This window comes from Streptomyces sp. NPDC053426, from assembly GCF_055585405.1.
This window is the reverse complement of the sequence record NZ_JBVJKE010000002.1, coordinates 391,536-418,114: the sequence shown is the minus strand read 5'-3', so window position 1 is coordinate 418,114 and position 26,579 is coordinate 391,536. Positions and strand designations below refer to the sequence as shown.

At 72.3% G+C, this 26,579-nt stretch carries 21 protein-coding genes and 1 pseudogene; 7 read left to right on the top strand and 15 right to left on the bottom strand.

Annotation, left to right across the window (positions count from 1 at the left end):
* Positions 1–43 precede the first annotated feature (43 nt).
* From ACZ62B_RS05710 to ACZ62B_RS05690, 5 genes are all read right to left on the bottom strand, one after another.
* Entirely contained in the window at positions 44–2,167 is a 2,124-nt protein-coding gene (locus tag ACZ62B_RS05710) for a SpoIIE family protein phosphatase (protein ID WP_344566879.1), read from the bottom strand.
* 274 nt (positions 2,168–2,441) lie between these two features.
* The gene (gene fomD / locus ACZ62B_RS05705) at positions 2,442–3,134 is read right to left on the bottom strand and encodes a cytidylyl-2-hydroxypropylphosphonate hydrolase (RefSeq protein WP_344566950.1); all 693 of its coding nucleotides are present in this window, start codon (positions 3,132–3,134) and stop codon (positions 2,442–2,444) included.
* A gap of 75 nt (positions 3,135–3,209) precedes the next feature.
* Entirely contained in the window at positions 3,210–4,613 is a 1,404-nt protein-coding gene (locus ACZ62B_RS05700) for a class II fumarate hydratase (RefSeq protein WP_468725843.1), read from the bottom strand.
* Positions 4,614–4,727: 114 nt separating this feature from the next.
* Positions 4,728–6,161: a M28 family peptidase gene (locus ACZ62B_RS05695; protein WP_344566883.1), complete on the bottom strand. Its 1,434-nt coding sequence runs from the start codon at positions 6,159–6,161 to the stop codon at positions 4,728–4,730.
* A 384-nt stretch (positions 6,162–6,545) separates the two neighbouring features.
* Positions 6,546–8,225, bottom strand: a complete 1,680-nt coding sequence (locus ACZ62B_RS05690) for a fumarate hydratase (RefSeq protein ID WP_344566885.1) — start codon at positions 8,223–8,225, stop codon at positions 6,546–6,548.
* A 182-nt stretch (positions 8,226–8,407) separates the two neighbouring features.
* On the opposite strand from ACZ62B_RS05690, the gene ACZ62B_RS05685 reads away from it, so the two are divergent.
* Both ACZ62B_RS05685 and ACZ62B_RS05680 read left to right on the top strand, forming a co-directional pair.
* The gene (locus ACZ62B_RS05685) at positions 8,408–9,103 is read left to right on the top strand and encodes a DUF1707 SHOCT-like domain-containing protein (protein ID WP_344566886.1); all 696 of its coding nucleotides are present in this window, start codon (positions 8,408–8,410) and stop codon (positions 9,101–9,103) included.
* 102 nt (positions 9,104–9,205) lie between these two features.
* A complete protein-coding gene (locus ACZ62B_RS05680) occupies positions 9,206–9,580 on the top strand; it encodes a WhiB family transcriptional regulator (protein ID WP_073932249.1) in 375 nt (124 codons plus the stop codon).
* A gap of 256 nt (positions 9,581–9,836) precedes the next feature.
* Here ACZ62B_RS05680 and glpX read toward each other — a convergent pair whose 3' ends face one another.
* Positions 9,837–10,871 carry a class II fructose-bisphosphatase gene (gene glpX, locus ACZ62B_RS05675; RefSeq protein ID WP_073932250.1) on the bottom strand — a complete coding sequence of 345 codons (1,035 nt, stop codon included), beginning with the start codon at positions 10,869–10,871 and terminating at the stop codon, positions 9,837–9,839.
* A 126-nt stretch (positions 10,872–10,997) separates the two neighbouring features.
* Between glpX and ACZ62B_RS05670 the strand changes: the two genes are divergently transcribed.
* Complete coding sequence (locus tag ACZ62B_RS05670) at positions 10,998–11,522, top strand: DUF4245 domain-containing protein (RefSeq protein WP_468725834.1); 525 nt, start codon at positions 10,998–11,000, stop codon at positions 11,520–11,522.
* A gap of 174 nt (positions 11,523–11,696) precedes the next feature.
* On the opposite strand, the gene ACZ62B_RS05665 is transcribed toward ACZ62B_RS05670, so the two are convergent.
* From ACZ62B_RS05665 to xseA, 3 genes are all read right to left on the bottom strand, one after another.
* The gene (locus ACZ62B_RS05665; protein ID WP_344566891.1) at positions 11,697–12,287 is read right to left on the bottom strand and encodes a malonic semialdehyde reductase; all 591 of its coding nucleotides are present in this window, start codon (positions 12,285–12,287) and stop codon (positions 11,697–11,699) included.
* A gap of 154 nt (positions 12,288–12,441) precedes the next feature.
* On the bottom strand, positions 12,442–12,705 hold the full coding sequence (locus ACZ62B_RS05660; RefSeq protein WP_344566893.1) for an exodeoxyribonuclease VII small subunit: 264 nt from the start codon (positions 12,703–12,705) through the stop codon (positions 12,442–12,444).
* Positions 12,702–13,937 (bottom strand): exodeoxyribonuclease VII large subunit, encoded by a 1,236-nt coding sequence (xseA, locus tag ACZ62B_RS05655; protein WP_344566895.1) that lies wholly within the window; start codon positions 13,935–13,937, stop codon positions 12,702–12,704. The genes ACZ62B_RS05660 and xseA overlap by 4 nt, the downstream gene beginning before the upstream one ends.
* Before the next feature lie 65 nt (positions 13,938–14,002).
* On the opposite strand from xseA, the gene ACZ62B_RS05650 reads away from it, so the two are divergent.
* Both ACZ62B_RS05650 and ppgK read left to right on the top strand, forming a co-directional pair.
* The gene (locus ACZ62B_RS05650; RefSeq protein WP_468727163.1) at positions 14,003–15,022 is read left to right on the top strand and encodes a 4-hydroxy-3-methylbut-2-enyl diphosphate reductase; all 1,020 of its coding nucleotides are present in this window, start codon (positions 14,003–14,005) and stop codon (positions 15,020–15,022) included.
* Between the two features lie 71 nt (positions 15,023–15,093).
* Positions 15,094–15,840: a polyphosphate--glucose phosphotransferase gene (gene ppgK, locus ACZ62B_RS05645; protein ID WP_073932256.1), complete on the top strand. Its 747-nt coding sequence runs from the start codon at positions 15,094–15,096 to the stop codon at positions 15,838–15,840.
* Between the two features lie 6 nt (positions 15,841–15,846).
* Here ppgK and ACZ62B_RS05640 read toward each other — a convergent pair whose 3' ends face one another.
* Entirely contained in the window at positions 15,847–16,449 is a 603-nt protein-coding gene (locus ACZ62B_RS05640) for a DUF6542 domain-containing protein (protein ID WP_468886809.1), read from the bottom strand.
* Positions 16,450–16,632: 183 nt separating this feature from the next.
* Here ACZ62B_RS05640 and ychF point away from each other — a divergent pair, with 183 nt between their 5' ends.
* Both ychF and ACZ62B_RS05630 read left to right on the top strand, forming a co-directional pair.
* Entirely contained in the window at positions 16,633–17,721 is a 1,089-nt protein-coding gene (gene ychF, locus ACZ62B_RS05635) for a redox-regulated ATPase YchF (protein WP_344566907.1), read from the top strand.
* Between the two features lie 364 nt (positions 17,722–18,085).
* Positions 18,086–18,307, top strand: a pseudogene (locus tag ACZ62B_RS05630) (ATP-binding protein); the annotation flags it as partial.
* A 24-nt stretch (positions 18,308–18,331) separates the two neighbouring features.
* On the opposite strand, the gene ACZ62B_RS05625 reads toward ACZ62B_RS05630, so the two are convergent.
* From ACZ62B_RS05625 to ACZ62B_RS05605, 5 genes are all read right to left on the bottom strand, one after another.
* The gene (locus tag ACZ62B_RS05625; RefSeq protein ID WP_344566923.1) at positions 18,332–19,054 is read right to left on the bottom strand and encodes a glycoside hydrolase family 11 protein; all 723 of its coding nucleotides are present in this window, start codon (positions 19,052–19,054) and stop codon (positions 18,332–18,334) included.
* 509 nt (positions 19,055–19,563) lie between these two features.
* Positions 19,564–20,745: a glycosyltransferase gene (locus tag ACZ62B_RS05620; RefSeq protein ID WP_344566925.1), complete on the bottom strand. Its 1,182-nt coding sequence runs from the start codon at positions 20,743–20,745 to the stop codon at positions 19,564–19,566.
* Positions 20,742–22,142 carry an MATE family efflux transporter gene (locus tag ACZ62B_RS05615; RefSeq protein ID WP_344566927.1) on the bottom strand — a complete coding sequence of 467 codons (1,401 nt, stop codon included), beginning with the start codon at positions 22,140–22,142 and terminating at the stop codon, positions 20,742–20,744. Before ACZ62B_RS05615 ends, ACZ62B_RS05620 begins: the two co-directional genes overlap by 4 nt.
* A 1-nt stretch (position 22,143) precedes the next feature.
* Positions 22,144–25,728 (bottom strand): SDR family NAD(P)-dependent oxidoreductase, encoded by a 3,585-nt coding sequence (locus tag ACZ62B_RS05610; RefSeq protein WP_469689323.1) that lies wholly within the window; start codon positions 25,726–25,728, stop codon positions 22,144–22,146.
* Entirely contained in the window at positions 25,725–26,579 is an 855-nt protein-coding gene (locus ACZ62B_RS05605; RefSeq protein ID WP_468727152.1) for an ACP S-malonyltransferase, read from the bottom strand. Before ACZ62B_RS05605 ends, ACZ62B_RS05610 begins: the two co-directional genes overlap by 4 nt.

Below are 26,579 nucleotides of genomic sequence, written 5' to 3'. Positions count from 1 at the left end.
CCGGTGACCGCACCGGGCGCCCCTCCCCATGTCGTACGGCGGTTCAGCCGCGGTTCAGTTCGAACCACACCACCTTGCCCGTGCTCAGCCGGGTCGCGCCCCAGCGCCGGGCCAGCCGGTTCACCAGGTACAGCCCGCGCCCGCCCTCGTCGGTGGCCCGCGCCTGCCGCAGCCGCGGCAGCTGCGGCACGTCGTCACCGACCTCGCAGCGCAGCACGTCGGTGCGCAGCAGCCGCAGGGTGACCGGCCGCGTGGCGTACCGTACGGCGTTGGTCACCACCTCGCTGACCAGCAGCTCCACCGAATCGCTCAGCTCCTCCATGCCCCAGCGGGACAGCGCCCGCCGGGCCAGCCGGCGGGCCCGGCCGGGGGCCGCGTCCTCCGGCTCCAGGAACCAGTACGCCACGTCGCTCGGCGCGATCCCGTCGAAGCGGGCGGCGAGCAGCGCGATGTCGTCGTCCCGGTCGCCCGGGCCGAGCATGTCCAGCACCTCGTCGCAGAGCGCCTCGAGCGGCGGCGGATGGTCAGGACCGGTGAGCTGCGCGGTCGCGGCGAGCTTCTCGCGCAACTGCTCGATCCCGGTCCACACGTCCCGCAGCCGGGACTCCACCAGGCCGTCGGTGTACAGCAGCAGGGTCGCCCCGGCGGGCGCGTCCAGCTCCACGGCCTCGAAGTCCACCCCGCCCACGCCGATCGGGGCGCCCGCGGGCACCCGCAGCACCTCGGCGCGTCCGCCCAGCTCCAGCAGGACGGGCGGTGGATGGCCGGCGTTGGCGATGGTGATGCGGTGCGCCACCGGGTCGTACACCGCGTAGAGGCAGGTCGCCATGCGGTCCACGCCGAGCCGCTGCGCCTGCTCGTCGAGGTGGTGCAGCACCTCCTGCGGGGGCAGGTCGAGTCCGGCGAGGGTCTGCGCGGTGGTGCGCAGCTGGCCCATGATCGCCGCCGAGGTCATGGAGTGGCCCATGACGTCACCGACGACCAGCGCGACCCGGCTGCCGGGCAGCGGGATGGCGTCGTACCAGTCACCGCCGACCCGCGCGGTCTCCGCGGCCGGGAGGTAGCGCGAGGCGAGCCGTACGCCGGTGCAGCGCGGCAGGTTCTCCGGCAGCATCGTGCGCTGCAGCTCGTCGGCGATGTACGCCTCCCGCCCGTACAGCACCGCCTTGTCGATGCCGAGGGCGCTGTGCGTGGCGAGCTGGGCCGCGACCAGCAGGTCGTCGGCCTCGAACGGGATGCGCTCCGGGCGGCGCAGGAACAGCGCCGCGCCGATCACCCGCCGCCGGCCGCGCAGCGGCGCGAGGATCGCCCGCTGTCCGTCCGGTACGGCCGACGCGCCCTCCTCACCGAGGAGTTCGGGCAGCGCGGCGCGGGCCGCAGGCGCGTCCGTGAAGACCGGCCGTACGCCGCGCAGCACCTCGGCGAGCGCGCTGCCGGGCCGTACGGTGCACAGCTCCGCGCCGACCGAGTCCAGCTCGGACGGCTCCGGCGGGGCGACCGGCGTGAACCCGCCCTCGGTGTCCCGTTCGGCCGGGATCCGGTCGGTGCGGCGCAGCCGCAGCACCAGCGGGCCGGTGGGCCGCTCGTCGCCGACCGGCAGGGGATCGCGCAGATAGACCAGGATCGCGTCGGAGAAGGTGGGCACGGTGGCCCGGCACAGCCCCATCACGATCTCGTCCAGGTCGATGCCGCGGGCGATCCGCCGGGTCGCGGCACCGACGAACCGCAGCCGGTCGCCGTCCCTGCGCATCGGCGTGGGCCGTCCGGGCTGCGCCTGCTGCCCGGTACGGCGCTCCGTGCCGTCGGGACCCCGGTCCGGCCGGCCGTGGTCCGCGGCCGGCTGCACCGGGATGCCCTCGGGCGCGGGACGCGGCCGGTGCGTGTCCGGTCCGGTGCCCTGCCCGGCTCCCGGCTGGGAGTGCTCGGAGCCGGACCCGGCGGCCGGATCCTGGCCGGTGCCGTCCGGAGTCACCGTGTCCGGGGACGCGGCCCCGGGCGCGGGAGGCTCACCGCCGGAGCGGTTCTGTACGGGTAAGGCGGCCCCCGTGCCCGGCACACGCGCCGGTGGCGGGGTACGCAGGAGCGCCCCGCGGGGATCCGCGGGGTCGACGCCCGGCTGCGGGCGTTCGAAGGAGGTCGGCTGCTCCGTCACGCGTGTCGAGTCCATCCGTCCGGCGCACGCCGTGCGCGCGGTTCGTGCCGCTGAAACCCCGATACCCGGAATACGTGCCCCCGGAACGGAGTTTCCGCGTGGTCAGAGGTTGTTCCTGTGCCGTTGGCCGGCCGTTCCCGGTCGGCACCGGTGTTTCCGTACCCCTCGCTCACGTCCTGCCGCCCCTCGGTGACGATCGGTCAAGCCCGGCGCGTACTCCGGTGGTTGCTGCCCCGTGCCCTTGCGGAGGACGATCCTACGTTTCCCGCCCGGGGGCGCAGCAAGGGTCTCACGAGGACAGATGTGCGGGAGTGCGGTCCCAGTCCTGTGGCAGTGACGGTACCGTCCACGACGGATCGGGGCGCCAGTTCTCCCACCCGTCCGCGAACGGCGATCCCCAGGCCTCGATCACCTCCACCGCGGCCCGTCCGGCCTCCCGCACCCTTCTGGCCAGTGCGGAGTCCACCAGACCGTCCCGCAGGGCCTGGGCGAACTCGTCCTCGTCCAGCCAGTACCAGTTCCGGTCCGGGCGCACGGAGATGTCCAGGAAGTGATCCTCGGAGTCCACCCCGCCGGCCCAGCGGGCCAGCGGCTCCTCCAGGTTCACGTACCAGTTCTTGAACCGCCAGCCCGGCTCCCAGAACAGCCACACCGACCAGGGCTCGCCGGGCCGGGCCAGCTTCAGCACACCGGTGCCGAGCCAGCGGCCCCGCTGCACCGTGCGCGGCTTGGTGTACCGGGTGCCGAGGGGCTCCCGGTGCACGGGCGTGCCGTCGGCGAGCACCGGCTTCACGCACTCGGTACCGGGTGCCATCCACACCGCGAGCAGCTCCGGGTCGTCGCGTACGACCGTGACGGGGCGCGCGATGTGGATGCGCGCGCCGCCGTTCTCCCGGTACCGCCACAGGACCTGTGTCCCGGGCGCCCAGTGTCCGGCCGTCCCGCCCGCTTCCTCGCGCATCGTCGCTCCGCCCTCCGTCATGGCCAGGTATGAGAGTGCCATGGGCGTACGACGCCGCGGCCCCCGGTACGGTTCACGCTCCCCGGTGCGGTGTTCTCACGGCCTCGTCATCCGCAGGACGTCCAGCGCCTCGTCGAGCTGCTCGACGGTGAGGTCGCCGCGCTCGACGTAACCGCTCTCCAGCACGACCTCCCGGATGGTCTTCCGCTCGGCCAGGGACTTCTTGGCGACCTTGGCGGCCTCCTCGTAGCCGATGTACTTGTTGAGCGGGGTGACCACGGACGGCGAGGACTCGGCGTACTCGCGGGCCCGTTCGCGGTGGGCGACGATGCCGTCGACCGTGCGGTCGGCGAGCAGCCGGGAGACGCTGGCGAGCAGCCGCACCGACTCCAGGACGTTCTTCGCGATGACCGGCAGCATGACGTTGAGCTCGAAGTTGCCGGAGGCGCCGGCGGCGGCGACGGTCGCGTCGTTGCCGGTGACCTGGGCGCACACCATGAGCACGGCCTCCGGGATGACCGGGTTGACCTTGCCGGGCATGATCGAGGAGCCGGGCTGGAGGTCGGGCAGGCTGATCTCCGCGAGGCCGGTACGGGGGCCCGACGCCATCCACCGCAGATCGTTCGCGATCTTCGTCAGTCCGACGGCGACGGTCCGCAGCTGCCCGCTGGTCTCCACGATGCCGTCGCGGGCGCCCTGCGCCTCGAAGTGGTCGCGCGCCTCGGTCAGCGGCAGTCCGGTCGCGCGGGCGACCTCCTCGATGACGGCGGCGGAGAAGCCGGGCGGGGTGTTGATGCCGGTGCCGACGGCGGTCCCGCCCAGCGGCAGCTCGGCCAGGCGCGGCAGGGAGGCGTTCAGCCGCTCGATCCCGTACCGCACCTGGGCCGCGTACCCGCCGAACTCCTGGCCCAGCGTCACCGGTGTGGCGTCCATCAGGTGCGTCCGCCCGGACTTCACCACGTCGGCGAACTCCTCGGCCTTGCGCTCCAGGGCGGTGGCGAGGTGGTCGAGCGCCGGGACCAGATCGCGGGTGACGGCGGCGGTCGCGGCGATGTGGATGGACGAGGGGAAGACGTCGTTGGACGACTGCGAGGCGTTGACGTGGTCGTTGGGGTGCACGTCCCGCCCCAGCCGCTCGCCGGCGAGCGTGGCGAGGACCTCGTTGGTGTTCATGTTGGACGAGGTCCCGGACCCGGTCTGGAACACGTCCACCGGGAAGTGCTCGTCCCACCGGCCCTCGGCGACCTCGCCGGCCGCCTCCTGGATCGCCTCGGCGATGTCCTCGTCCAGCACCCCGAGCCGGGCGTTCACCTTGGCCGCGGCACCCTTGATCCGGGCGAGGGCCTCGATGTGGGCGCGTTCCAGCCGCTGCCCGGAGACCGGGAAGTTCTCCACGGCGCGCTGGGTCTGGGCGCGCCACTTGGCGTCGGCCGGTACCTTCACCTCCCCCATGGAGTCGTGCTCGACGCGGTAGTGCCGGTCGTCGTCCGTGGTCGTCATCGTCGTACCTCCGAGCATGCACAGCAGCGGTGTCCGGCGAGCGTATTCCCGTGAACGGCCTCCGCCCCGCCGCGGAAGGAGCGCGGCGGGGCGGAGTACCCGTGGGGGGTGGTCTCAGTCGTTCCGCAGGGTCACGTCGTCCACGACGAAGCTCGTCTGCAGCGAGGAGTCCTCACTTCCGGTGAACGTCAGGGTCACCGTCCGCCCCGCGTACGCCGACAGGTCGACCGAGCGCCGCACGTAGCCGCTGCCGGCGTCGGCGTTGGACAGGGTGGCGAGCGTGGTGCCGCCGGCCTTCACCGTGAACCGGTCGTACGGCGTCGAGCCGGACTCGTCGGTGTCGATGTGCAGCCAGTAGTCCAGCGCGGCCCGGGTGCACCCGGCCGGCACGGTCACCGACTGGCTGATCGACTCGGTACGGGTGGAGCCATACCCCGACAGCCAGGCGAACCGGGTGCCGGTGTGGGCGGACCCGCCCGAGTGGGCGCCGATGGTCCCGGTGTCCCCGGTCCAGGGCGAGGTGCCGCTCTCGAACCCGCCGTTGGCGACGACCCCGGTGGTGTCGCAGTCGCCACCGCCGCCGCCGTCACCGGTGTCCACGGCCCGCTGCCAGATCGTGTACGCGATGCCGTCGGACGCGCGGTCCAGGCCGGTGGTGTTGATGTTGGTGAGGGTGTCGCAGGAGGAGTGGTAGCAGGGGTCGTACGCCCTGCCCGCGGTGCCGCCCCACTTGGCGGCCTGCGCGGAGGTCTTGCGGGCGCCGGCGCCCATCGCGTAGCCGGAGGTGGGAATGCCGTACCGCTCGAAGGAGTAGTCGTCGCTGCGCCCCGCGCCCTCGGTGTTCTCCTCGGGCTGGAGTCCGAGCGAGTCCCAGTACGCCTTCATCGGGGCGGCGGCCGAGGAGGTGATGTGGTTGATGAAGTAGCCGCCGTTGACGGAGGCGACCATGTCGAAGTTGTAGTACGCCTTGATCCTCGCGCGCTCGGCCGACGACAGGGAACGCACGTAGAAGTCGGACCCGTTGAGGCCCTGCTCCTCGTCGGTCCACCAGGCGAAGCGGACCCGGTCGCGCATGGTGGGGTTCTGCTGGGCGAGCGTCAGGGCGTTCTCGAGGAGGGCGGCGGAGCCGGAGCCGTTGTCGTTCATGCCGGGTCCGGCCGAGACGCCGTCCAGGTGGGCGCCGAACATGTGCACGTTGCCGGCGTCGCCCCCCGGCCACTCGGCGATCAGGTTGGGTCCGGCCCCGCTGGTGCAGCCGGAGGTGCAGGGCTGCTCGGTGACGGTGTATCCGGCGGCCTGGAGCCTGCCCTTCACATAGGCGACGGAGTCGTCGTAACCCTGGCCGGTGGAGCGGCGGTTGCCGCCGTTGCGGCCGGCGATGGCGCTGAGCTCGTTCAGATGCGCCTTCACCTCGGTCACGTCGACGTCGGGTGCGGCGCTGAGGGTGGTGTCCGCGGTGGGTACGGAGCCGGCGGCCACGGCGGGGAGTGTTCCGCAGCCGAGCACGACGGCGAGCGAGATGCCCGCCACGGCGAGTCTTCGTTTCACCTTGTCTCCTCCGGGAGGTGGCTGTGGGGTGAGCCACACAGGATTGACATGGCATGAGCATGTCGGAGTGGCGAGAAGACTCACAGTGATGGTTGAGCCAGTCAACGGAACGGGCAGGGCTGAGGCTTGATTGTCCGAAAGCAGTACGCGGGATCCGCTATCCGGACGCCAATGACACGCCCCCGCCGCCCCTTCCCGTCCCGACCCGGGGGCGCTGCCCCCGGACCCCCGCTCCTCAAACGCCGGAGGGGCTGAAGTCAGCCCGTCCGGCGTTTGAGGACGAGGCCCGTTCAGGGCCGAAGGGGGTCTGGGGGCGCAGCCCCCAGGGATGGGACGGGAAAGGGCGGCGGGGGCGAAAACCCACTCCCGCCGCACCGGGAGGGACTACGCCAGCCCAGGCCCCCGCACCGGAATCGTCGTGAACGTCGGCTGCTGCGGCGAAGGATCCTGGAAGAAGTCATTCCCCTTGTCGTCGACGACGATGAACGCCGGGAAGTCCTCGACCTCGATCTTCCAGACCGCCTCCATGCCGAGCTCCTCGTACTCGACGACCTCCACCTTCTTGATGCAGTCCTGCGCGAGCCGCGCCGCAGGGCCGCCGATCGAGCCCAGGTAGAACCCACCGTGCGCGCCACACGCGTCGGTGACCTGCTTCGACCGGTTCCCCTTCGCCAGCATCACCTTCGACCCGCCCGCGGCCTGGAACTGCTCCACGTACGAGTCCATGCGCCCGGCCGTCGTGGGCCCGAACGACCCCGACGCATACCCCTCCGGCGTCTTCGCGGGCCCCGCGTAGTACACCGGGTGGTCCTTCAGGTACTGCGGCATCTCCTCACCCGCGTCCAGCCGCTCCTTGATCTTGGCGTGCGCGATGTCGCGCGCCACGACCAGCGGGCCGGTCAGGGAGAGCCGGGTCTTGACCGGGTGCTTGGTCAGCTCGGCGAGGATGTCGTCCATCGGCTGGTTGAGGTCGACCTTGACGACGTCGCCCTCGGACTCCAGCTGCTCGTCCGTCGTCTCCGGCAGGAACCGCGCCGGATCCGTCTCCAGCTGCTCCAGGAACACGCCCTCGGCGGTGATCTTCGCGACGGCCTGCCGGTCCGCGGAGCAGGACACGGCGATCGCGACCGGACACGACGCCCCGTGCCGCGGCAGCCGCACCACCCGCACGTCGTGGCAGAAGTACTTGCCCCCGAACTGCGCCCCGATCCCGATCCTCTGCGTCAGCTCGAAGACCTTCTCCTCCAGCTCCTTGTCCCGGAAGCCGTGCCCGAGCGCCGACCCCTCGGAGGGGATCTCGTCCAGGTAGTGCGCGGAGGCGTACTTCGCGGTCTTCAGCGCGTACTCGGCCGACGTGCCGCCGACGACGATCGCCAGGTGGTACGGCGGACAGGCGGCCGTACCCAGCGAACGGATCTTCTCCTCCAGGAACTTCATCATGGAGGCCTCGTTCAGGACGGCCTTGGTCTCCTGGTAGAGGAACGACTTGTTGGCCGAGCCGCCGCCCTTCGCCATGAACAGGAACTTGTACGCGCCGCCGTCCGTCGCGTACAGCTCGATCTGCGCCGGGAGGTTGGAACCGGTGTTCTTCTCCTCCCACATGGTGAGCGGAGCCATCTGCGAGTAGCGCAGGTTCAGGTTCTTGTAGGCGTCGTAGATGCCCTTGCTCAGGGCCTCCTCGTCGCGCCCCGAGGTCAGCACGTTCTGCCCGCGCTTGCCCATGACGATCGCCGTACCGGTGTCCTGGCACATCGGCAGCACGCCCGCCGCCGCGATGTTCGCGTTCTTCAGCAGGTCCAGCGCGACGAACTTGTCGTTGCCCGACGCCTCGGGGTCGTCGATGATGCGGCGCAGCTGCGCCAGGTGGGCGGGGCGCAGATAGTGCTGGATGTCGTGGATGGCCTCCTCGGCGAGCTTGCGCAGCGCCTCCGGCTCCACCTTGAGGAACGTCCGCCCGTCGGCCTCGAAGGTGGAGACACCTTCGGAGGTCACCAGCCGGTAGGGGGTGGTGTCCTCTCCCATGGGGAGCAGATCGGCGTACTCGAACTCAGGCATCTCGCCCATTCCTCACTCGACAGGAAGTCTTCCGGGGCGGCTCGCCTGCGGCGCGCTCGCCGGCCGCCCGCCGACGTCGGCGGGCGCCCACCAGCGTAGGACGTGCTCTTCGCGGCGAGCCTGTGAGGTTGTCCTCAGTTGTCCCCGTCGGGGGGTAGTCGCGATCTATCGCGTTTCGGTACGCTGTCGCCGTGGACCTTCAGAAGCACGCCCAGCAGCCGGACACGGCACCGCGGACGGCCGAGCTGCGCGCCTCCGACGCCGACCGGGACCGTACCGCCGACCTCCTGCGCGAGGCCCTCGCCGAGGGCCGCCTCACCGCCGACGAGCACGCGGAGCGCGTCGAGGGCGTGCTGGCCGCCAAGACGGTCGGGGAGCTGGAGGTGTTCGTCCAGGACCTGCCGGCGGCCCACCAGCGGCGCGCGGCACACGCCTCCGCCCCCAGCCGCCCCACCACCGGCGCGATCCCGATGGACCCCGATGACAACGTGGTCGCGGTGTTCAGCGCCGCCACCCGCAAGGGCCGCTGGCGCACCGGCCGCCGCATCCACGCGTACGCGGTCTTCGGGAGCGTGGAGATCGACCTCAGCGAGGCGCTGTTCGACCACCAGCAGGTCATGATCAAGGCGTTCTCCGTCTTCGGCAGCGTCGAGATCCGCGTCCCGGAGAACGTGTCGCTGCGCGGCATGGGCGGCGGCGTGCTCGGCGCCTTCGAGGTGGACACGCTCGACGCGACCGACGACGAGGCCCCGGTGGTCTACGTCGACGGCTGGGCGGTGCTGGGCAGCGTCGAGGCGCGGCCCAAGCGCGGCAAGCTCGTGGCGGACATCCTCGACCGGGTGCAGCGCAAGGTCGACAGGAGCATGCGCAGGCACCTGGGCCACTGACGGGCCACCGGGCGGTTCGGAACTCAGTGCATAGGCTCGCGCACATCGGGTAAGCCTTGCTGCATCGTGTCTCGCTTGCGAAGCCGTCGTCAGGAGTAGACCGTGCTGCAACCGCCGCATTCGTCCCTGCAGATAGCCGCTGTCCCGGCCCAGCGAGCGGCAGCGCGGGACAGGGACCAGGACGCCCCCTGGCACACCGAGGCGGTGTGCCGGCGCGACGAGGCGGGGCTGTTCTTCGCACCCTCGAAGGAACCCACCGCCGCCCGGCTCTCCCGCGAGGAGGCGGCCAAGCGCGTCTGCGCCCGCTGCCCGGTGATGGTCGAGTGCCGCGAGCACGCCCTGCTCCAGCCCGAGCCCTACGGCGTCTGGGGCGGCCTCACCGCCGCCGAACGCCGAGTGGTCCTGGCCCGCCGCAGGCGCCGCGAGATGGAACTGAAGAAAACCCCCCGCCCGGGCCGCATCGCGGCAGCGGGCTGACCCCCGCACAAGCAACAAGAAAAGGCGCCCCCTCCGCACAGGGGGCGCCCTTTCAGGTGCAGGGTAGGACTACACGCTTAGGGGCGCGGGGCTGTGACATGTGCGGCTCCGCCGCGTGGGCGCCCCCTCCGCACAGGGGGCGCCCTTTCAGGCGCAGGGTAGGACTACACGCTTAGGGGCGCGGGGAACTGCGCGACCAGCCACAACGCACCCGCACTCACCCACGCGCCGCAGGCCCCCGCCCCGAAGTGACGTTTCACTTGGCGCGATCGAAGTCAATCGCGCTGTACGCCCGCAGCTTCGAGAGCCGGTGCTCGGAGTCGATCCGACGCACCGTCCCCGACTTCGACCGCATCACGATCGAATCGGTCGTGGCCGTCTCCGGCCGGTACCGCACCCCGCGCAGCAGCTCACCGTCGGTGATCCCGGTCGCCACGAAGAACACGTTCTCCCCGGCGACGAGGTCGTCGGTCGTCAGCACCCGGTCCAGATCGTGCCCCGCGTCGACCGCCCGCTGCCGCTCCTCGTCGTCCTTGGGCCACAGCTTGCCCTGAATGGTCCCGCCCAGGCACTTCACCGCGCACGCCGAGATGATGCCCTCGGGGGTGCCGCCGACGCCGAGCAGCAGATCGATGCCCGTGCCCTCGCGCAGCGCGAGGATCGAGCCGGCCACGTCGCCGTCGGAGATCAGCTTGATGCGCGCCCCGGTCTCCCGGATCTCCTTGATGATGCCCTCGTGCCGCGGCCGGTCGAGGATCACCACGGTGACGTCCTCGGGGGTGACCCGCTTGGCCTTGGCGACCCGCCGGATGTTCACGCTCACCGGCGCGTTGATGTCGACGAAGTCGGCGGCCTCCGGCCCGGTGACCAGCTTGTCCATGTAGAAGACGGCCGACGGGTCGAACATCGAGCCGCGCTCGGCGGCGGCCAGCACCGCGATGGCGTTCGTCATGCCCTTGGCGGTCAGCGTCGTACCGTCGATCGGGTCGACGGCGATGTCGCACTCCGGGCCGGTCCCGTCGCCCACGCGCTCCCCGTTGAAGAGCATCGGGGCCTCGTCCTTCTCGCCCTCGCCGATGACGACGACGCCGTTCATCGAGACGGTGGAGACGAGGGTGCGCATGGCGCGCACCGCGGCGCCGTCGGCGCCGTTCTTGTCGCCGCGCCCTACCCAGCGGCCGGCGGCCATGGCCGCCGCCTCGGTCACCCGTACGAGCTCCAGGGCGAGGTTGCGGTCGGGGGCCTCGGACGGGACATCGAGCTCGGACGGCAAGTGATGGTGTTCGGTCATCGGAGCGCACCTTTCTGTACGACGACGGCCGGATGAGGGTGTGGGGCACGACTCTATCGCCAGTCCGACAAAATGAGCAGGGCCCCCCACGGATGAGCGCACCGGGCACCTGCGACGATAGGGGGCGTGGCAGGAACGAAGAGCGTGCAGAAAACGGCCCGGGACATGATCCTTTCCCTGGCCCTCATCATGCTCGTGGCGGGAGTGGCCTGGCTGTTCATCCCGCACGAGGACGGTGAACCCGACCTCAAGCGGGTCGACTACCGGGTCGACCTGCTCACGGCCCGCCGGGCCGCCTCCTACCCCGTCGCCGCGCCGGAGGGCCTGTCCGAGGCGTGGAAGCCCACCTCCGTCCGCTACCGGGGCACCGAGTCCGAGGCCTGGCACCTCGGCTTCCGCGCCCCCGACGGGGAGTACGTGGCGGTCGAGCAGTCCACGGGCAAGCGGTCGGAGTTCATCGAGGACAGGACGCAGGGTGCCGCGAAGACGGGGACCACGCGGCAGATCGACGGCAGGACCTGGACGCGCTACGAGGGCGACCACTACGACGCGCTGGTGCTGGAGGACGCCGAGGGCTCGACCACGGTGGTGACCGGCACGGCATCGTTCGGCCAGCTGGAGAAGATGGCCGGGGCGCTGCGCACGGAGTGAGCGGGGCGTGGACGCATGCGGGGCGGGGGCCCGGGGGGGGGGGGGGGGGGGGGGGGGGAGGGGGGGGGTGGGGGGGGGGGGGGGGGGGGTGGGGGGGGGGGGGGGGGGGGGGGTTCTTCCCCCCCCCCCCCCCCCCCCCCCCCCCCCCCCGCCCCATGTGCGCCGTACTGACGCTCAGACGGTGGTGACGACCTGCTCGTACTCCAGCCGCGGGGAGCGCGGGAACCACGCGTCCGGCCCGGGGCGGCCGATGTTGACGACCATCAGCGGGGTGTGGTCGTCGTCCAGGAACTCCTTGCGGAGGCCCTCGAAGTCGAGGCCGGTCATCGGGCCGGCGGCCAGGCCCGCGGCGCGCACGCCGACGATGAAGTAGGCGGCCTGGAGGGCGGCGTTCACCAGGGCGGAACCCTCACGCACCGGGCGCTCGCTGAAGAAGGCGTCCTTGGCCTGCGGGAAGTGCGGGAGCAGGGCGGGGAGCTCCTCGTGGAACTCGTTGTCCGCGGACAGGACGGCGACCAGCGGGGCGGCGGCCGTCTTGGCCTGGTTGCCTTCCGCCATGTGCCGGACGAGACGCTCGCGGGCCTCGGGGGAGCGGACCAGGGTGACGCGCAGGGGGCTCTGGTTGAAGGCGGTGGGGCCGTACTTGACCAGGTCGTAGATCGCCCGCACCTGCTCGTCGGTCACCGGTTCGTCGGTGAACGTGTTGGCGGTGCGCGCCTCGCGGAACAGCAGGTCCTGGGCGGCGGGGTCAAGGGCGAGTGACATGCGTGAACCTTCTCGGGGGGTACGTCGGCCCGTCTGTCCGTGGAGGGACCACGGATGTCCGTGTAGGAACCACGGACCGGTTGACGGGTTCGACCGTACGCCTATGAAGTTCAACGCTCAACTAAATCCGGAGCCCGGTGATCCACTTCACACCTCAGGCCTTCCCGGAGTCCTCCGCCCCGCCCTCCTCCTTCTCCTCCTCCGCGAGCGCCGCGTCCAGCCGGGCCCGCGCCCCCTCCAGCCGGCGCCGGCACACCCCGGCCAGCTCCTCGCCCCGCTCCCAGAGCGCGAGGGACTCCTCCAGCGTCGTACCGCCCGCCTCCAGCCGTCGTACGACCTCGATCAGCTCGTCCCGCGCCTGCTCGTACCCGAGCGCCTCGGCCGTCGCCGCCGCCGTCTGCTCCGTCTTGCCGGTCATCCGTCCACCCTCTGTGTATCGACCTGTGTATCGACTCGAACTGTGAACTCGCCCTCGGACACCCGCGCCCGCAAGGTCTCACCGGCCTCCACCTCGGCCGGATCCCGCACCGCGTGCCCGTCCGCCCGCTGGAGCACGGCGTACCCGCGCTTCAGCGTCGCGGCGGGGGACAGGGCCACCACGCGCGCGTGCGTGTGCGTCAGCTCGGAGTCGGCCCGGTCCAGCCGGTACCGCAGACTGCGCCGGCTCCGCTCCAGCAGCGCCGTGACCTCCTCCGCGCGCGCGTCGACCATCCGGTGCGGATCCTGCAGCGAGGGCCGGGCCAGCGCGTGCGCCAGCCCGCGCTCCTCCCGGTCCAGCAGCGCCCGGACGGAACGCCGCGCGCGGTCGCGCAGCATCCGCACCCGCTCGTACTCCTCGCCCACGTCCGGCACCACCTTCTTGGCGGCGTCGGTCGGTGTGGAGGCGCGCAGGTCGGCCACGTGGTCGAGGAGCGGGCTGTCCGGCTCGTGCCCGATCGCGGAGACGACCGGCGTACGGCACGCCGCCACCGCCCGCACCAGCTGCTCGTCGGAGAACGGCAGCAGGTCCTCCACGCTGCCGCCGCCCCGCGCCACGATGATCACGTCCACGTCGTCGACCGCGTCCAGCTCCTTCACGGCCTGGACGACCTGCGGCACCGCGTGCACCCCCTGCACGGGCACGTTGCGCACCTCGAAACGGACGGCCGGCCACCGCAGCCGCGCGTTCTCCAGCACGTCCCGCTCGGCCGCCGAGGCGCGCCCGCACACCAGCCCGATCAGCCGCGGCAGGAACGGCAGCGGCTTCTTCCGCTCCGGCGCGAACAATCCCTCCCGCGCGAGCGACTTCTTCAGCTGCTCGAGCCGCGCCAGCAGCTCCCCGACCCCCACCGGCTTGATCTCGGCGGCCCTGAGCGACAACTGCCCGCGCGGCGCGTACCACTCCGGCTTGCAGTGCACCACCACCCGCGCGCCCTCGCTCACCACGTCCGCGACGGCGTCGAACACCTGCCGGTAGCAGGTCACGCCCACCGAGATGTCGTGCGACGGGTCGCGCAGCGTCAGGAACACCACCCCGGCGCCCGGCCGCCGCGACAACTGGGTGATCTGCCCCTCGACCCACACCGCGCCGAGCCGGTCGATCCACCCCCCGATCAGCCGCGACACCTCACCGACGGGCAGCGGCGCTTCCGCAGACGTGTTGAGAGCCATGTCCGCGAGAGTAGTGCGCCCCACCGACAACGCACCGTGACCGCGCCCCCGAGCGCGGCCTTACGATGGGACGCATGACCGCTTCGCCTGGCCGCCGTGTCCTGCTCGCCGCCCCCCGTGGCTACTGCGCGGGGGTGGACCGCGCCGTGATCGCCGTCGAGAAGGCCCTGGAGCAGTACGGGGCTCCCGTCTACGTCCGGCACGAGATCGTGCACAACAAATACGTCGTGCAGACCCTGGAGAAGAAGGGCGCGATCTTCGTCGAACGGACGGAGGAGGTGCCCCCGGGCAACATCGTCATGTTCTCCGCGCACGGCGTCGCCCCCGTCGTCCACGAGGAGGCCGCGCGAGGCCGGCTCGCCACCATCGACGCCACCTGCCCGCTGGTCACCAAGGTCCACAAGGAAGCCGTCCGCTTCGCGAACGACGACTACGACATCCTCCTGATCGGCCACGAGGGCCACGAGGAGGTCATCGGCACCTCCGGCGAGGCCCCCGACCACATCCAGCTCGTCGACGGGCCGGGCGACGTGGCGAAGGTCGAGGTCCGCGACCCCTCCAAGGTCGTCTGGCTCTCCCAGACCACGCTGAGCGTCGACGAGACCATGGAGACCGTCGACGCCCTCAAGGAGAAGTTCCCCCAGCTGATCTCCCCGCCCAGCGACGACATCTGCTACGCCACGCAGAACCGCCAGCTCGCGGTCAAGCAGATGGGCGCCGAGGCGGACCTGGTGATCGTGGTCGGCTCGCGCAACTCCTCCAACTCCAAGCGGCTGGTGGAGGTCGCCAAGCTGGCCGGCGCCCGCGCGGCGTACCTGGTGGACTTCGCCGACGAGATCGACGAGGCCTGGCTGGAGGGCGTGACCACGGTCGGCGTCACCTCGGGCGCCTCGGTGCCGGAGATCCTCGTCGAGCAGGTCCTCGAATGGCTGTCGGGGCGCGGCTTCGAGGACGTCGAGCTCGTCAAGGCGGCCGAGGAGTCCATCATCTTCTCCCTGCCCAAGGAACTCCGCCGCGACCTGCGCGAGGAGGCGGCGGCCCTGGTGGCCGAGCGCGGCGGCTCCGGGGCGGACCCCGCGCGGTGACGGCGGAGCGGGCGTGACGGTCACGGAGGCCGACTGACGTGACTGTCCGTCCTACGTCGTAACGTAGGGCCATGCAGATCTTCGGCGTGGACATCGGCGGTTCCGGGATCAAGGGTGCCCCGGTCGACCTGGACAAGGGGGACCTGGCGCAGGAGCGCTGCAAGGTCCTCACCCCGCACCCGGCCACACCGGACGCGGTGGCCGACGGCGTGAAGCAGGTCGTCGACCACTTCGGCTGGACCGGACCGGTCGGGGTCACCTTCCCGGGTGTCGTCACCGGCGGCACCACGATCCGTACGGCGGCCAACGTCGACAAGAGCTGGATCGACACCGACGCGCGCGTGCTGCTCGGCGACCGGCTCGGCGGCCTGCCGGTGACGGTGGTCAACGACGCGGACGCGGCCGGCGTCGCCGAGATGCACTTCGGCGCCGGACGCCACCACCGGGGCACGGTGATCCTGCTGACCTTCGGCACCGGCATCGGCAGCGCCCTGTTCGTGGACGGCGTCCTCGTCCCCAACACCGAGCTGGGCCACCTGGAGCTGCACGGCCACGACGCGGAGAAGCGGGCCTCCAGCAAGGCCAAGGAGGACCACGACCTGTCGTGGGAGGACTGGGCGCACCGGGTGCAGAAGTACCTGGCCCACGTGGAGATGCTGTTCTCGCCCGAGCTGTTCATCATCGGCGGCGGCGTCAGCCGCAAGTCCCACAAGTTCCTGGACCGCATCCAGGGCATCAAGGCGGAGATCGTCCCGGCCCAGCTCCAGAACAACGCGGGCATCGTGGGAGCGGCGATGCGGGCGGCGACGGGCGCCTGAGGGAGATCAGGGACGGGGGCGGCTCCGCGCGGCGCGCCGGTTGATCTCGCGCACCCGGCGCACCCTGCGGCCGAGCACGAGCAGGCTCGCGACCAGCGTCCCGCCGTAGAGCCACCCGGCCTGGGTGGCGAGGCCCGTCACCATCCCCATCAGCCGGTCGGCGGTGCCGCCGCCCCCCTCGTCGGAGAGCGGGACCAGCCCCACGGCGAAGGCGATCGGCACCACGACGGGCGCGATGAGCAGGTCCCCCTCGCGCACCCACAGCGCGGTCAGCACGCACACCGGCAGGAAGAGCACGCCGTACACGGTCCCTGACGCCCCGAACAGCGCCTCGGTCAGCAGACCGAGTACGAGCATCACCAGCCCGCAGAACAGGCTCGAGCCCAGCCCGGTGAGCCGCGGGTTGGGCAGCCGCCGGACCGCGGGCGGGGGAGCGGGCCGGCGCTCCGGCACCCGGGCGGGACCGACGGGCCGGGCGGTCCGCGCGACCCCTCCCCCCGTCGCCCGCCCCGCCTGCGGAGGCAGCGGCGGCTTGGCAGACCCGGCCGGCCTGTCACGTCGCGGTCCGTACCGTCCGTACCGCGCGGGTCGCGTCCTGTGTTGCTCCACTGCACCAACGTAGGTCGTTTTATGTGCCGAACCACCCGTCAGACACGCCGGGGATCGCGGTCCGGCCGGACGTTCGACAGGTCCGCCGGGCCGTGGGCGGGCACGCCGTAGACTGGTGGATCGGCCCACGCAGCCCAGTCGGCCGGTCCTCGCCCCTCATCCTCACGTACGGGAAGTCGCAACGTGTCGCTCACGATCGGAATCGTCGGTCTGCCGAATGTCGGCAAGTCGACCCTGTTCAACGCCCTGACCAAGAACGACGTGCTGGCGGCCAACTACCCGTTCGCCACGATCGAGCCGAACGTCGGCGTCGTCGGCGTCCCCGACCCCCGCCTGACCAAGCTGGCGGAGATCTTCGGCTCCCAGCGGATCCTCCCGGCCACCGTCGACTTCGTCGACATCGCCGGCATCGTGCGCGGCGCGTCGGAGGGCGAGGGCCTCGGCAACAAGTTCCTCGCGAACATCCGCGAGTCCGACGCGATCTGCCAGGTCATCCGCGCCTTCAAGGACGAGAACGTCGTGCACGTCGACGGCAAGGTCTCGCCGAAGGACGACATCGAGACGATCAACACCGAGCTGATCCTCGCCGACCTCCAGACCATCGAGAAGGTCCTGCCGCGCCTCCAGAAGGAGTCGCGGATCAAGAAGGACATCGCGCCGAAGGTCAAGGCGGTCGAGGAGGCCAAGGAAATCCTGGAGAAGGGCGACACCCTCTTCTCCCAGGGCATCGTCCAGGGCACCGAGCGCTCGGAACTCCTCCACGACCTGCACCTCCTCACGACGAAGCCCTTCCTCTACGTCTTCAACGTCGACGAGGACGAGCTGACCGACGAGGACTTCAAGAACGAGCAGCGCGCCCTGGTCGCCCCCGCCGAGGCGATCTTCCTCAACGCCAAGCTGGAGGCGGACCTCGCCGAGCTGGACGAGGAGGACGCGATGGAGCTGCTGGAGTCCGTCGGCGCCGAGGAGCCCGGCCTCGCCACCCTCGCCCACGTCGGCTTCCGCACCCTCGGCCTGCAGACCTACCTCACGGCAGGACCGAAGGAATCCCGCGCCTGGACCATCAAGAAGGGCGCCACCGCCCCCGAGGCCGCCGGTGTCATCCACACCGACTTCCAGAAGGGCTTCATCAAGGCGGAGGTCATCTCCTTCGACGACCTGGTCGAAACCGGCTCGGTCACCGAGGCCCGCGCCAAGGGCAAGGCCCGCATGGAGGGCAAGGAGTACGTGATGCAGGACGGGGACGTGGTGGAGTTCCGCTTCAACGTGTGATCGGTGACTTGGCACCACTTCGCTGACCTGGCGGACACACAGGTCGGAAGGGGCCCGACCCTCCGGGGGCGGGCCCCTGGTCTTTCCCGTGCCGGGACGAGTGCTGCTCAGAGCCCGGGCGGCAGGACACACACGGGTGAACGACGCTTCCGACGTCCTCTTCATGGCTCCGATACGAGCAGAGACCGTGACCAAGGGCGACAGCCGGCGAAGGCTGTGCGCTGACTTCCATGTCACTGACATCATTGTTGGTGACATGCGTGGAGGTCGGCGGGGGTGGGCGGGGAGCGGCCCGGTCGGTGCGTGATGTCGCGTGGGCGGCGCCGGGTGGGCAAGTCGCGATCGGCCGAGCGGTTCGCGGAGCACCAACGACGTCGAGACCGACGTCGTTGATGCGGACCGCGCCCCCATCGCCAAGGAGCTGCTCTTCCCCGGCTCCGTCAAGTGGCTGGAGCAGTCACCCTTCGACCGGCACGACCTGGCAGCTCTCCATCGACACCGGGCCGCCCTCACCGACGAACCCGTTCCAGTCGTGGCGGTCTCGCGCAGCGGGGTCGACTGTCCGGGGCCGGCTCCTTCGTCGTGATGGTGCCGGCCCCGGAGGCCGGCGTCAGCCGCTGACGGTGATGTTCGAGCTGCCGCTGCTCTGGTAGCCCTCGGTCGCCATGACCATGTAGTACCTGAACTGGCCGAGGTTCATGCCCGCGCGGGCCCAGGCGTCGAAGTGGTTGCCGGTGGTGATGGTGCCGGAGCCGCTGGTCACCTTCGACTGGCGGACGCTCCAGTACTGGTCGAAGGTGCGGGTGCCCTCGACGGAGGGGGCGTTGTACCGCGTCGTCTTGTAGATGTCGTACGTGCCGCCGTCGCTGTAGACGGTGCCCCTGTACTCGCCGGTGGGCCGGTAGCTGCCCCAGTTGTCGACGATGTAGTACTCGACCAGCGGGTTCGAGGTCCAGCCGTAGAGACAGCCGTAGCCGTTGCCCGACGGGTTGAAGTACCCGGTGTAACGGACCGTCCTGCGCCCGCCGTTGGCCCAGCCCTTGCCCGCGACGAAGTTGCCGCAGTTGGTCCACCTGGTGCTGTAGCTGCCGCCGCCGTTGAGGGTCATGGAGACCGAGCCGCCGCCGTCGGTCCAGAACGTGTAGTACAGGCCGTCGGTACCGGTCTGGTTGGTGGTGATGGTGGTGGCGGCGTGGGCGGTGCCGGGCAGCAGGAGCCCGGTCGCGGTGGCCAGCGCGGCGGCGCCGGCGCCACCGAGGAAGCCCCGGCGGCCCAGGCCGGGGGGAATGATCGCCTGCTGGGCCTGGTCCTGCTGCGTGCCGTCCTGGTGCATGCTGTTTCCTTCCGATCAAGGCAGGTGGGGGCCGCACGGCCTTCTGCCGCCCGGCGGCCTTGCGAGAAACGCGCGGCGGGGGCGCCCGCCGTTGTGCGGTACCGAGCGACCAGGCCCTCGTCGCGGGACGCGAGGGGAACGCGGTCTTCTGCTTCGGCGGCCTCAGTGTTCTGAGAGCTTCATGCTCCTGTCAACACTTTCGACCTTCTTTCGGAAACATCTCTGTGCTCAAGGATGCGCTTGATGAATACATCTTCCCTGTTCAAACCGCCTATCACGCGAATCGATGGGCGGGGTGAAGAGGGGTTCGGGTTGAGGTGGGGCGCAAGCACGTGAGGCCATCACGAAAGTTTCGAATGTGGGGGAGGGGAGGCTCCGGCACTCCGTCGGCTTGCCGTTCCACCGGGACGTCCGTTCCATCGGGACGTCCGCTCCCTCGACGGCCTGTGGCCGGATTCGCCGACAGCACCCCTGAAGGGCCCCGCCGCCGGGTCCGGGCCGCCCCGGTGCTACCCCGCGACCGCCCGCAGGGCCGCCTCCCGCACGCGGGCGGTCGCGTGTTCGGGCAGGTACCGGCCGGCGTGCAGCCGGCTCGCGGCGGCGGTCGTCGCGTCCCTGCGGGCCCGGTCGGTGAGCAGGTCCGCGCAGTGCCGGGCCAGGTCCTCGGCGGTGTCGGCGAGGGCCAGGTGCTCACCGGGGACCACGTCGAGGCCCTCGGCGCCGATCGTGGTGCTGACCACCGGCACGCCGTGCGCGAACGCCTCGAGGATCTTGATGCGGGTCCCGCTGCCCACGCGCAGCGGGACCACGACCAGGCCGGCGGCGCGCAGGTGGGGCGCCATGCTCGGGACCGCGCCGGTGACCTCGACGTGCGGGCCCGCCAGCGCGGAGACCTCCGGGGTGGACGCGCCCGCCAGCACGACCGTCGCGTCCGGCACCCGCTCGCGGATCAGCGGCAGGATCTCACCGGTCAGCCAGGCGGCGGCGTCCGCGTTGGGCGCCCAGTCGAAGGAGCCCTGGAACAGGATGGTCGCGCCGCCGGTGCGCGGCGGCCCCGGCGGGCGGGCGGGGTAGGTGTTCGGCACCACCACCGTCCGCCCCGCGTCCAGCCGGGCGGCGTCGCGGGCGCAGGCGACCACGGCCACGTCCGCCTCCCGCGCCACCCGCCGGTGGACGCGGCCCCACCAGGCGATCGAACGCCGTGCCTGCACACGCTGCCACGGCGTCAGCGGCACGTCCCACACGCCCCGGCCGAGCCGTGCCCAGCGGCGGATCAGCACGTCCTCGAAGTCGTCCACGTCGACGACGGTGCGGCCGGTGAACCGTCCGCGCAGCGGCAGCCAGGAGCGTTCCCGGTTGAACCACACCAGGTCGTAGCGGGTGCCGGTCGACCAGTCGGGCAGGACGGGCGCGAGCGTGCGCCGCTGGTGACCGGCGTAGGCGGCGGACGGCCCGCGCGCGGCGATCTCCAGGAAGGCGCGGGCGCCCGTGTACGGCGGTACGGCGGCGACCCCGGTGCGGGCGAAGCGGACGGTCTCGTCCGGCGGCGGCACGGTGTCCGGCGGCGCGAGGAAGAGCGCGTCCACGGGACCCAGTTCGGCGAGCGCCCCGGTGACCAGGTCCATCCGCTGCACCGCGCCGCCGGCGGGGCGGCGGGGCAGGACGTCGCTGACGAACAACGACCGGATCACCGGACGGCCCTCCCGTCCGGCTGCGCCACCGGGCCGGCGTCCCCGTCGGGGCCGGCCCGCGGCGCGGTCACCGCGTGCCGGGTGGCCAGCAGCGTGTAGCCCAGCCCCACCGCCCAGCCGATCACCGTCGCCCACATGATGCCGTCGACCCCCCACGCGTGGCCCAGCGCGTACGACAACGGCAGCCGGACCGCGCCCAGCGACGCCACCGTGCAGATCAGCGGCACGACGGTGCGGGCGATGCCGTTGAACCAGCCGTGCAGCACGACCGTCAGCGTGTAGCACAGGAAGAACGGCGCCGTGATGAGGATGTACCGCTCGGTCACCAGCCGGGTCTCGGCGCTGCCGGAGAACAGCGCGGCGATCGGCCCGCGTCCGACGAGCAGCAGCAGGGACACCACCGCGGTGAGCGCGACGCCCAGCCACACGGAGCGACGGACCCCCTCGCGGACCCGCGCGGCCCGGCCGGCGCCGGTGTTCTGCGCGGTGAACACCATCAGCGCGCCGGACAGGTTGAGGAACAGCACGCTGGTCAGCAGCTCCAGCCGGGCGACGACGGTCAGCGCCGCGAGGGCCTCCTCGCCGAACGGCGTGATGATCCACACCAGCACCAGCACGCCGACGCCGATCAGCAGGTACTGCACGGCCATCGGGGTGCCGATCCGCAGGCCGCGCCGCACCTCGGCGCGCACCGAGGCGGCCGTGACCGCGGTCGGCCCGGCTGTCCCGTCCGCCCCGGCCGGCCGCGGCCGGCGCTGCTCGCGCACCAGGCGGGTCAGGCCGACCACCGCGGTCAGCGCGTTGGAGGCCACCACGGCCAGCGCCGCGCCCGCCATCCCGAGCCGCCAGGGGCCCACGAACAGCCAGGCGAACACCGCGTTCAGCACGCTCGCGGCGATCATCAAGGCGGTGGCCCTGCGGACGTCGCCGCGGCCGGTCAGCACCGCGCACACCGCGCCGAGCGCGTAGACCGCGACCATGCCCGAGCACAGCGTCACCACGAAGGTGCGGGCCTCGGCGGCGACCTCGCCGGTCACGCCGGTCAGCGCCAGCAGCGGCTCCGTGGCCAGGACCGCGACCGCGGCGCAGAGCGCCGACCACACCGCGGTGCAGGCCGCCAGCGCCAGCAGCGCGCTCGGGTCGTCGCGCCGCCCGGCGCCGGCGAGGTGCCCGAGCCGTACCGTGAACGCACCGGAGACACCGGTGAACAGCGAGGTCAGGATCGCGTACAGCGGCTGTGCCGCGCCCAGCGCGGCCAGCCCGGTGACGCCCACGTACCGGCCGACGACCGCGCTGTCGACCAGCAGGTAGCCCTGCTGGAGCAGATTGGCCAGGGCCAGCGGGGCCGCGACGCCGACGATGCCGGTCAGGACCGGGCCCCGCGTCAGGTCCGGCACGTCAGTCTCCGGGCATGGTCAGCAGTTCGTCGAGCCACGCGTCGTCGCCGTCGTCGTCGTCCGGCGCGCCCGTGTCGTACTTGTTCTCGATGAGCCGGGCGACGGCGGCCACGGTGCGCTCGCTCATCAGGTCGACGGCGTCGAACTGGCGGCCCAGGCAGGCGGAGATGCTGTTGCCGACGGTCAGCGCCATGATCGAGTCGGCGCCCAGGTCCCGGAAGTCGGCGTGGACGTCGATCACCGGGTGGCCGAGGGTGTGCGCCAGGCAGCGGCCCACCATCCGTTCCCGGTCGGTGTACCCGTCGTCCGGACGCCCGGTGAGCCGCACCTCGGTGGACTCCACGGCCTCGCGGACGCGGGCGAGGCTCTGCCTGGACCGCTCCTCGAGCGCCGCCAGCCCCGTCTCGATCTTGCCCTCGATGTCCGTGGACAGGGCGACGTGGTACGTCGGCAGTACGCTCATCAGGTCGCTGCCGTAGTTGATCTCACCGGCGAAGAACCCCGCCCGGTCCCCGCGCAGCGCCGCGTCGATCAGGCCGAGGCCGGTACGGGTGCGCAGCGACCGGAACACCAGGTCCTCGCTGACGCCGGTGGCGACCGCCATGCCGACCTCCCGCCAGGCCACCCAGTCGACGCTGACCACGCGGTGCTCCGGCGTGTTCAGCGTGCGGGCCAGGTGGTCCAGGTAGAGGTTGGCGGCCGCGTAGTCGGCCTGCCCGAGGGCCGGGAACACCGCGGCCACCGAGGACATGTGCAGCACGAAGTCGGGCCGGTCGTCCCGGGTCAGGTGGTGCAGCAGGAACGCGCCGCGCAGCTTCGGCCGCAGGACGGACGCGAACTCGTCGGCCTCCCGGTACGCGATGAGGTTGTCGCCGGGCACGCCGGCGGCGTGCACGATGCCGTCCACCCGGCCGTGCGCGGCGCGGATCGCGGCCAGCACGTCCGCCAGCGCGGCCTCGTCGGCGACGTCGGCGGCCACCGGGTGCACGTCGGCGCCGAGCGCGGTGATCTCGCGGACCGCCGTGACGCGCGCCGCGGCGGGGTGCTGCGGGTCGGCGGCGACCGCGTCCCACTCGGCCTCGGGCGGCAGGGCGGTGCGGCCGAGGAGGTACAGGTGGACGCCGGGGGCGCCGGCCGCGAAGTGCCGGGCCGTCTCCAGGCCGATGCCGCCGAGGCCGCCGGTGATCAGGTACGCGCCGCCGGGCCGCAGGTACGCGTCGCGGACCGCCGGGATCTCCGGCAGCTCGGCGAAGGACTCGCGGTACTTGTCCGTGCCGCGCAGCGCGTACACGCCGGCCTGCGGGGCGAGGATCTCCGTGCGCAGCAGCGCGGCCGGCACCGCGTCGTCGACGTCGAGCAGCCGGACGGTCACGTACGGGTACTCCCGGCCGATCGCCTTGGCCAGCCCGGCGAGCGCCGCGTGTTCCGCGACCACGCCCGGCTCGCCGGGCACGACCGCCAGCGCCCGCCGGGTCAGCACCACGAGGTCGACCGCGGCGCTCGCGTGCATCAGCGCCTTCGCCAGCCGGAAGAGGCCGGTGAGGTGCTCGTCGACGCGGCGGTCCAGTTCCGCGGGACCGTCCGCCGGTTCGGCGTCGAAGGCGAGCGCGTACACCAGGTGGGTGCAGCCCTCGTCGACGAGCTCCTCGGCGAGCCGGTCCGGGTCGGCGTCCGCGGCGCCCGGCGTGCGCAGCACCGCGTCCGGCGGCAGGGCGGCGGCCACGGCGTCGGCCGCGTCCGGGCCCACCAGCGCCATCACGCGGGCCGACGGGCCACCGGGCCCGGCGAGCGGCGCCGGCGCGAACCCCACCTCGTGCGTCAGCGGGTGCTCGGCCCGCGGCGCGGCCAGCGCGAACCGGTCGCGCCAGGTGTCGGGGAAGTCGACCCAGGCGCGGGTCTCGTCGAACTCGTACGGCGGCAGGTGCACGGTCCGCGGAGCCGGCCCGTGGTACCGCGCCCGCAGGTCGAGGTCGGCGCCGGCGGTCCAGGCGCGGGCGGCGTCGGTGCCGGCGGCGTCCGGCACCTCGCCGGCCTCGGTGGCCGCCAGCGCCGCCCGCAGCCCGGCCAGGTCGGCGACCGTGTAGGCGAGCCGGTGCCGGTGTCCGGCGCGGGAGACGTTCGACGTCCAGCACACGTCCCGGACGCTCCCGTCGATCCGGCCGCCGTCGATCGCCTCGCGGTAGCGGGTGACCAGCCGGCCGAGTGACGCCGGGCTCTGCGCGCTGAGCGTGAACAGGTAGGGCGGCCGGTCCTCGGCGGACTCGGCCGGCGCCGCGGTGAACTCCTCCAGCACGACGTGCGCGTTGGTCCCGCCGAGGCCGAAGGCGCTGACTCCGGCGCGGCGGGGGCCGTCCCCCTCCGGCCACGCGTGGGCCTCCCGCGGCACGTACACCGGGCCGTCGTCGAGGTCGATCGCGGTGTTCGGCCGCTCGTAGTTCGCCAGGGGCGGGATCACCCGGTGCCGCAGCGCGAGCGCGGCCTTGATCACGCCCATCACGCCCGAGCCCTCGAAGAGGTGGCCGATGTTCGCCTTCACCGTGCCCACCGCGCAGAAGCGCCGGTCGTCGGTCCGGGCGGCGAACGCCCGCCGCAGTCCCTCGAACTCGATCGGGTCGCCGACCTTGGTGGCGGTGCCGTGCACCTCCAGGTAGCCGATCGTGCGGGGATCCACGCCCGCGTCCCGCCACGCGGCCTCCAGCAGGTCGGCCTGGGCGCGGGAGTCCGGCGCGGTCATCATCTCGGACCTGCCGTCGTGGTTGACCGCGCTGCCCTTGACGACCGCGTACACCTGGTCGCCGTCGGCCAGCGCCCGGTCCAGCCGCTTGAGCACGACCGCCCCGGACCCCTCGCCGAAGCCGGTGCCGTCCGCGCCCTCGTCGAACGTACGGGTCACGCCGTCGGACGACTCGATGCCGATCCGGGTGTGCGGGTGCCGCACCGGCGCCATCACGATCCGGGTGCCGGCCACCACGGCCATCTCGCAGTCGCCCAGCAGCAGCGCGGACCTGGCCTGGTGCAGCGCCAGCAGCGACGCCGAGCAGGCGCTGTCGATCACCATGCTGGGGCCGCGCAGGTCGAGCAGGTACGAGAGCCGGTTGGCCAGCATCGTGACGATGTTGCCGGTGATGCCGAGCTGTCCCAGCGCGGGGTCGATGCGGCAGAAGTAGTCCAGGTACGACCCGCCGGGGTTGCCGGCGTAGCCGACGTACACGCCGGTGCGGCTGCCGGCCAGCCGCTCGCCGGTGTAGCCGGCGTCCTCCAGCGCGCGGTACATCGTGCGCAGGACCAGCCGCTGGTGCGGGTCGGTGACCGCGGCCTGTTTCGGGGTCATGCCGAAGAAGGCGTGGTCGAACAGGTCCACCCGGTCCAGGAAGCTGCCGTCGTGGAAGTCGACCCGCTCCTCGGCGTCCGGCACCAGCGCCGACTCCCAGTGGTAGCGCAGGTACTCCTCGATCTCCCGGCGCCGCCGCGCCGGGAACGGCCGGGTGAGGCTGCGGCCGGTGCGGACCATGTCCCAGAACGCGTGCTGGTCCGGCGCGTCCGGCACTTCGACGGACAGTCCGACGACAGCGATGTCCGTGGTCATACGAGTTCCTCCGTCGGCTGTGCGGCGATCCGTGCGATGAAAGCGGTGAGGGTGGTGCCGTTGGCCTCGTCGAAGTGGGTGACGCCGGCCGCGCGCAGGGCCCGGACCGTGCGCACCCACTCCACCGGGCGGTGGATCTGCCCGCTGAGCAGCCGGACCGCCTGGTCCGGGACGAACGGGGCGCCGGTGACGCTGGACATCACCGGCGTGTGCCCGGCGCGGAATTCGTACTCGCGCAGGACCGTCGCGAACGCCCGGCCGGCCGAGGCCATGAGGGGCGTGTGGAACGGACCGCTGACGGACACCGGCAGGACCCGGGCGCCCCGTCCGCGCAGCGCCTTGACCGCGAGCGCCAGCTGCGGCCGGTCCCCGGCCACCGTCACCTGCTGGTCGCTGTTGCGGTTGGCGACGTGCACCAGGTTGAGCCCGGCGCCGTGCAGCACCGTCTCGACCTGCGCCGGGCTCGGCCCGACCACCGCGACCATCGCGCCGCGGGTGACGCCGGCCATCAGCTCGGCGCGGCGCCGGACCAGCGCCAGGCCGTCCATCAGGTCGATGACGCCGGCGGCCACCAGCGCGTTGAGCTCGCCCAGGCTGTGCCCGGCGAAGTAGTCGTACCGCCGGCCGGCGCGCTCGAGGTCCATCCAGGACAGCGCGTTGACGAGGAAGACGGCCGGCTGCGCGTAGCGGGTGTCGGCGAGCCGGTCGTCGGGGTCGTCGCGGCACAGGTCCGCCACGGAGTAGCCGAGCGACTCGGTCGCGGCCGCGGTCTCCCGCGGATACCGCTCGAACAGTTCCCCTCCCATGCCTCTGCGCTGTACGCCTTGGCCGGGGAAGACCAGACAGTGCAT

Coding starts and splice junctions, on each gene's coding strand:
- ACZ62B_RS05710 (WP_344566879.1), bottom strand. CDS start 2,167: ATGGACTCGACACGCGTGACGGAGCAGCCGACCTCCTTCGAACGCCCG.
- fomD (WP_344566950.1), bottom strand. CDS start 3,134: ATGACGGAGGGCGGAGCGACGATGCGCGAGGAAGCGGGCGGGACGGCC.
- ACZ62B_RS05700 (WP_468725843.1), bottom strand. CDS start 4,613: ATGACGACCACGGACGACGACCGGCACTACCGCGTCGAGCACGACTCC.
- ACZ62B_RS05690 (WP_344566885.1), bottom strand. CDS start 8,225: ATGGGCGAGATGCCTGAGTTCGAGTACGCCGATCTGCTCCCCATGGGA.
- glpX (WP_073932250.1), bottom strand. CDS start 10,871: ATGACCGAACACCATCACTTGCCGTCCGAGCTCGATGTCCCGTCCGAG.
- ACZ62B_RS05665 (WP_344566891.1), bottom strand. CDS start 12,287: ATGTCACTCGCCCTTGACCCCGCCGCCCAGGACCTGCTGTTCCGCGAG.
- ACZ62B_RS05660 (WP_344566893.1), bottom strand. CDS start 12,705: ATGACCGGCAAGACGGAGCAGACGGCGGCGGCGACGGCCGAGGCGCTC.
- xseA (WP_344566895.1), bottom strand. CDS start 13,937: ATGGCTCTCAACACGTCTGCGGAAGCGCCGCTGCCCGTCGGTGAGGTG.
- ACZ62B_RS05650 (WP_468727163.1), top strand. CDS start 14,003: ATGGGACGCATGACCGCTTCGCCTGGCCGCCGTGTCCTGCTCGCCGCC.
- ppgK (WP_073932256.1), top strand. CDS start 15,094: ATGCAGATCTTCGGCGTGGACATCGGCGGTTCCGGGATCAAGGGTGCC.
- ACZ62B_RS05625 (WP_344566923.1), bottom strand. CDS start 19,054: ATGCACCAGGACGGCACGCAGCAGGACCAGGCCCAGCAGGCGATCATT.
- ACZ62B_RS05610 (WP_469689323.1), bottom strand. CDS start 25,728: ATGACCACGGACATCGCTGTCGTCGGACTGTCCGTCGAAGTGCCGGAC.
- ACZ62B_RS05605 (WP_468727152.1), bottom strand. CDS start 26,579: ATGCACTGTCTGGTCTTCCCCGGCCAAGGCGTACAGCGCAGAGGCATG.